The organism is Sphaerospermopsis sp. FACHB-1194, from assembly GCF_014696235.1.
GTDB classification, from domain to species: Bacteria; Cyanobacteriota; Cyanobacteriia; order Cyanobacteriales; family Nostocaceae; genus Sphaerospermopsis; species Sphaerospermopsis kisseleviana.
Genome location: NZ_JACJPU010000027.1, coordinates 66,491 through 72,979 on the forward strand (window position 1 = coordinate 66,491; position 6,489 = coordinate 72,979).

3 protein-coding genes, 2 rRNA genes and 1 pseudogene are annotated in these 6,489 nt (G+C 34.6%); 4 read left to right on the forward strand and 2 right to left on the reverse strand.

All coding sequences use genetic code 11. From position 1 onward, the window contains the following. Nucleotides 1-60 precede the first annotated feature (60 nt). From argS to H6F45_RS26620, 4 genes and pseudogenes are all read left to right on the forward strand, one after another. The gene (gene argS, locus H6F45_RS16165; RefSeq protein ID WP_190347685.1) at nucleotides 61-2,112 is read left to right on the forward strand and encodes an arginine--tRNA ligase; all 2,052 of its coding nucleotides are present in this window, start codon (nucleotides 61-63) and stop codon (nucleotides 2,110-2,112) included. Between the two features lie 210 nt (nucleotides 2,113-2,322). Continuing rightward, entirely contained in the window at nucleotides 2,323-2,712 is a 390-nt protein-coding gene (locus H6F45_RS16170) for a hypothetical protein (RefSeq protein ID WP_187040233.1), read from the forward strand. A 410-nt stretch (nucleotides 2,713-3,122) separates the two neighbouring features. Next, the gene (locus H6F45_RS16175) at nucleotides 3,123-5,447 is read left to right on the forward strand and encodes a WD40 repeat domain-containing protein (protein ID WP_190347686.1); all 2,325 of its coding nucleotides are present in this window, start codon (nucleotides 3,123-3,125) and stop codon (nucleotides 5,445-5,447) included. Nucleotides 5,448-5,462: 15 nt separating this feature from the next. After that, a pseudogene (locus H6F45_RS26620) lies at nucleotides 5,463-5,652 on the forward strand (chloramphenicol acetyltransferase); the annotation flags it as partial. 430 nt (nucleotides 5,653-6,082) lie between these two features. On the opposite strand, the gene rrf reads toward H6F45_RS26620, so the two are convergent. Next, nucleotides 6,083-6,200, reverse strand: a 5S ribosomal RNA gene (gene rrf, locus H6F45_RS16180). Nucleotides 6,201-6,362: 162 nt separating this feature from the next. After that, nucleotides 6,363-6,489, reverse strand: a 23S ribosomal RNA gene (locus tag H6F45_RS16185); the annotation flags it as partial.

Consider the following 6,489-nt stretch of genomic DNA (forward strand, 5'->3'; position numbering starts at 1 on the left):
TAACAATTTCTAGCAGCCGATCGCACCTTTAATACAGATCAGAACAAATAAGATTTGAACATGAAAGCTACACAAGAACAACTAAAAATTAAACTACAACAAGCTTTGGCGGCTGCATTTGGAGCAGATTATACTCAAGTAGATCCCATTTTAGTACCTGCAAGTAATCCTAAATTTGGTGATTTTCAAGCCAATGTGGCTTTATCTTTGAGTAAAAAATTGGGAATGCAACCAAGAGCGATCGCCACTGCTATTGTAGAAAAATTAGATGTATCAGAAATTTGCGAACCACCAGAAATTGCTGGTCCCGGTTTTATTAATTTAAAATTACAAACATCCTATCTCGAAGCACAACTCAACGCTATTAACACAGATCCCCGTTTAGGAGTTCCCAAAGTACAAAACCCACAAAAGGAAATAGTTGATTTTTCTAGTCCCAACATTGCCAAAGAAATGCACGTAGGACATCTACGTTCTACAATTATCGGTGATTGTATTGCGCGGATTTTAGAATTTCGCGGACATGAAGTAAAAAGATTAAATCATGTCGGTGATTGGGGTACGCAATTTGGGATGTTAATTGCTTATTTGCGGGAAGTTTACCCCGAAGCATTAACTACTGCTAACGCTTTAGATATAGGAGATTTAGTTAGTTTTTATCGCCAAGCAAAACAAAGATTTGATGCAGATGAAAACTTTCAAGAAACAGCACGTCAAGAAGTCGTAAGATTACAAGCAGGAGCAGAAGATACCCTTCATGCTTGGAAACTATTATGTGAACAATCAAGAAAAGAATTTCAAGTAATTTATGATTTACTCGATATCAAATTAATTGAAAGAGGAGAATCATTTTATAACCCCTTATTACCCAAAGTAGTAGCAGATTTAGAAACAGCAGGATTAGTAGAAGAAAACCAAGGAGCAAAATGTGTTTTCTTGGAAGGTTTTACTAACAGAGAAGGTGAACCTTTACCCTTAATTGTTCAAAAAACAGATGGTGGTTATAACTATGCAACCACAGATTTAGCAGCACTAAGTTATAGAATTGAAGAAGATCAAGCAAAACGGATAATTTACGTCACCGATGCAGGACAAGCAAACCACTTTGCTCAATTTTTCCAAGTTGCTAAAAAAGCAGATTGGATACCAAATGATGTGGAAATTGTTCACGTTCCCTTCGGTTTAGTTTTAGGAGATGACGGGAAGAAATTTAAAACTCGTTCTGGGGATACAGTCCGGTTAAAAGACTTATTAGATGAAGCAATATCTCGCTCTCGAACAGATTTAGAAGCAAGATTAAAAGAAGAAGGTAGAGAAGAAACAGAACAATTTATTAAAAATGTTGCTGATATCGTTGGTATTAGTGCGGTAAAATATGCCGATTTAAGCCAAAATCGCACTAGCAATTATGTTTTTAGCTATGATAAGATGCTTGACCTGAAAGGCAATACAGCACCTTATATGCTATATGCTTATGCTAGAATACAAAGCATTGCTCGTAAAGGTAGCATTGAAGCCGAAAATCTGAAAAATAATGTAGTCGTTAAAAATTTACAGGTTAGTGCGAAGTGGCGGAAGATGATTGTTCCTATAGGAATAAGTATAGGATCAATAATAGCCAGCAAAATAGCAATTAATGTTTTGAGTGCAATTAATGAAATACCATTAATATCTCCTTTATTTGAATTAGTAGGTATTAGTTATAGTAGCTGGTTTATTTACAGGTATCTACTCAAAGTAGATGAAAGGAAGAAACTGGTCGGAAAGCTTGCAAATTTTAAGGAAAACTTATTTGGCAAATACGACCAAAAGCAAAATGAAGAAATCAAGACTCATTTTATTTTGCAAGAAGAAACTGAGATTTCTTTAGCAAAACACCTATTACTATTAGATCAAGTAATTAATGAGGTTGAGAAAGATTTGTTACCAAATCGTTTATGTGATTATTTGTATCAGTTGAGTGGTAAGTTTAATAAGTTTTATGAAAGTTGCCCAGTCTTAAAATCAGAAGAACCCATCAAAACATCACGTTTGATGTTATGCTATTTAACAGCAAGAACCCTAAAACTAGGATTAGATTTGCTGGGAATTAAAGTTTTAGAAAGGATGTAGTAAGTAAAAGCTGTTGATAGCGAAAAGACGCAGAGAGAAATTATCTTCTTTTGCGTCTTTTTCAAATTCAGGCACTTATGCTATTCCAATACGTCGTATAAACTGTTGTACTAGCAATAGTCATATTTGGAAAGCATACCCTTGCTTTTCTTAGTCTTTATTTCTCTATCACTTCCTTTCTTTCTTTGCGTCTTTGCGTGAGATATAAAAATGAAACCAAAAGTTATTATTAAAACACTCATCACATCCCTGGGTTTCTTAGTATTATTAAACCCCAGTCAAGCATCAGCACAAATTGTACCCCAACCTTGGGTTTCCGTCGGTGGAAAAGATGGAGACGTTACTTACGCTGTAGGTGCTAAAGCATTAAGTTTAGGTGTAGAAGTAGGAACAGGTGAAGACGGTGCTACAGGTGCAGATGTCTTAAAATTCATCAATTTACCTGTAATTTCTCCTTACGTTGGAGTTGGTTACTATTCAGAAGATAAAGGTGTAGCTTTTTCCGGTGGTGTACAAGCAAACGCCACCAAACATATTTTTCTCGGTGCGGGATACCATTCTATACGCGGTTTCAATGGACAACTAGGAATAAAATTCTAATTATCCAAAAATTAGGAATTTGAGACAATAATCATAGCTAAAAATAGCAGCTATTAGCTAAAATTTAGAGTTTACATTAGTCTCAACTCAATCAGGCCAATTTATCAAAATAACAAACTAAATTCCTCAATATATATGGAAATTTGCTAGTCAAACATTAGCTAGGTTGTAAATTTAGCCGATGTTTGACATTTTTATGGTTGCTATCAATTCATTTATATTATAATCTTTAGTTAGTCACTCAAAACTATGCCCTAAGATAGTAGCATAGGGAATATGTATTAATTTTCTCAATCATCAAAGGTAGAAGTAGGTCAATAAAATTACCTGTGTGGAAATTTCATAGTTCTTGTAATTAAGTTAACAAAAGATTTGGATTAATTGTATTAGATAGTCATTAGGATTTTTTTATGCAACCAGGATTAAATCTACTCATTCAACTGGTGTTAGAGTTTGCACCTGTAATGGTAAACATCATCCACAAGCAAACATCAAGTAACTCAAAAACAGACAATTCGCCAATTTTTCAAGTAATTCAAGATTTCATTCACACAGTAGATAATGTTACAAAATTAGATATTACTAAAACTGAATTGAACCAACAACAGCAATTAGCAGTTTACCATCATGCCACACAATTAAAAATAGCTAATCAAGAAAAAGAAACAGCAATTAGACTACCAGAAGTGCATAAAATTCTGGATAGTTGGCCATTGAGATTATATCCTTCCCAACTTTTAGAATCTTCTATTAATTATCAACACACACCATTAAAAGTTTTGTTAGCAGCACCACAAATACAGTTTGATAAATTTGAGGTGCAACCTTCAAAATTTACTGATGAAATTGAACTAAAATTAGCTGAAGGTTTGCGTGAATTTATCAATAATTATTATTCTTTGCATCATCAAGAAAGACCCATAGAATTTTTAGCTGGTGCTTGGGATAGTAAACGGTTTCATAGTGAATCTAGCATCAAGGCTTTATTTAGTGCTTTAAAAAACCAACCTACTTTAATTTTAGAATCAGAAAAAGATGGAGATTATCTAAATTTCCGCATTGGTTATTGGGGATTAGGACAAGATAATTATTACTATAAAACTATTTCTAAATTACCCTATAAGCAAATTTTACAAGATTCTGCTAAAAATCGGGCTTTAGAATGGAGAAATGTTAAAAATCAATTGTTAGCATTAGGTGAAGATTTAGAAGTAATTAACGATTTAGGTAAAGAGAAAAACCGCAATTTGGTAATTTTAGAGAAGATAGAAAAATGGCAATCTCAAGGAATAGATGTTAGTTATTTATCAGTAGAATATGAAATTTCTTCCCAAGACTGGGAATATCTTTATCAAGTTTTAATTACCTCTCATTGTTTAGTTACTGCTTGGGTGACAGATGTTTATCACTTGGTGCATTATGATGTACCTCCCTTGTTACCAAAATTGCTACCAAGTTTAATTAATGAAGGAATAGATAGACAAGTTTTAGAGGTAATTACTGATAGTTATAAACAACTTTACGAAGCTTTCAAAAATGAAAGACGGTTAAAAGTTCCAGAAATTGCTTTACAATTAGCTCAAAGTTTATCTCATGTTTCTAATTCTTTTTGGTTACAGGAACAAGTTGATTACTCCATTAATACCTGGTTGCAAATACGGCAAGTATCATTAACAGAAGTCACTCACCCATTAAAGGCAATGCAACTAGCATTGAAAATCGATGATGAGAATTATATCACTACTTTAAAACAATATTTTGCCGCTATTGGTGATAGCAATAATCTTGTTTATGTAGAGAGTCTTTTAGAAGAAATAGCCATTCTGAAAAATAATCGTAATTTGGGAATGGCGCATCTTAATTATACTCTCAATGGACATTCTGGGAAAGTTTCTTCTGTAGCAATAAGTCCAGATCATGAGATTTTAGTTAGTGGATGTGCAGATAAAACCATCAATATTTGGAATCTACAAACAGGTAAATTAATTCGCACTCTCACAGGAAATTTAGGTGCTGTTTCGTCTGTAGCTATCAGTCCAGATAGTAATTTTTTGGCTGTGGGTAGTTGTGAACATCCACAAAGTAATGTCAAAGTATGGCATTTGAACACTGGTAAACTAATCCATACACTTTTAGGACATCAAAAACCAGTTAATGTAGTCACAATTAGTCCCGATGGTACAATTCTCGCTAGTGGCAGTAATAAAATCAAAATTTGGAATTTACAAAAAGGAGAAAGAATTTGTACTTTGTGGCATTCATCGGAGGTTCACGCGGTTGCCATAAGTCCTGATGGTACAATTCTCGCTAGTGGCAGTTCAGATCACAAAATTAGATTGTGGAATCCCCGCACAGGTGATCATTTACGTACTATTGCAGGTCATTTAGGAGAAGTTACATCAATAGCTATCAGTCCCAATGGAGAATATTTGTTTAGTGGTAGTGCTGACTCTACTATTAAAATTTGGCAGTTAAGTACAGGTAAGTTAATAAATACTTTAAATGGACATACAAATAAAGTAAAATCTTTGGCTGTGAGTCCAAATTGTAAATTTATCTGTAGTGGTAGTGCTGACTCTACTATTAAAATTTGGGATATTTCTACAGGTGAAGTTTTACAAACTTTAACAGGACATTCTGGGGTAGTAAATTCTATTTCCCTGAGTGCGGATGGTAAAGTTCTTGCTAGTGGTAGTTCAGATAAAACTGTTAAAATTTGGCAATTGATGAAATAGGAAAGTGAGAATTTAATGGAATTAATAGAACAATTTAGACCAAATCCTCAAAATCCCTATCCAATAGCAGAACATCACCGAGTTTGCTTTATTAAAAACTGCATCAAATCACCCAATATTATGATTGGTGACTGGTGATGACTCTTTAATTATTGGTAAGTTTTGTGCGATCGCCACTCATGTAAAATTCATCATGAACGGTGCAAGAATCTATTTATTTACAAAATTTATTCTGACGCACCTTATCAATGTGCCAGTTGCGTAAGTCCTGTGTAGTATTATTTTAGTTTTTTACCTAGTTTTGGAGGTTTGCGCTACGTTTTTTTATACCAATACAGCCAGTTAGGTAAATGCTATTATAGAACTACGCTCTAGGCAAGAGACAATAAGCAAGAGTCCAATACTGTTCGGTTAAGGATTTTTCTAGGTTGGGTTGAACGAAGTGAAACCCAACAAACCCTTGTAAATGTTGGGTTATGCCTTCGGCACGCTTCGCGAACGTTCCTCAACCCAACCTACGTTATTTCGTTGTTTTGGGCTTAACCTTCAATATAAACTTTCTACAGTCGCCAAAACAAAAACCTCCTCTAAATAAATAGAGGAGGCATTGTTGTTAAATTGTTGTTAAATATTAAACCTGGCATCGAGCTATTGTGACAGAGGGCAACCCCTCAACTATCGTCGCCGCAGCAGCGTTTCACCTCTGAGTTCGGGAAGGGATCAGTGTGGTTCCACCGCGCCATAGACACCAGGAAAACCCGTTGGGAATTGATAATTGACAATTGATAATTGAAAATTAAAGAATTATCAAAAATCGTTAAAAACCCTGAAGACTGCAAGTAACGCGAAACCAATGTGTTGATAATTAGCAACCCATAATTACGAATTACGAATTATGAATTACGAATTAATGATGAGGTCAAGCCCTCGGTCTATTAGTACCCCTCTGCTACATACATTACTGTACTTCCACATAGAGCCTATAAACGGGTGTTCTGCCCGTGACCTTACCCACTTAAAGTGGTGAGAACACTCATCTTGA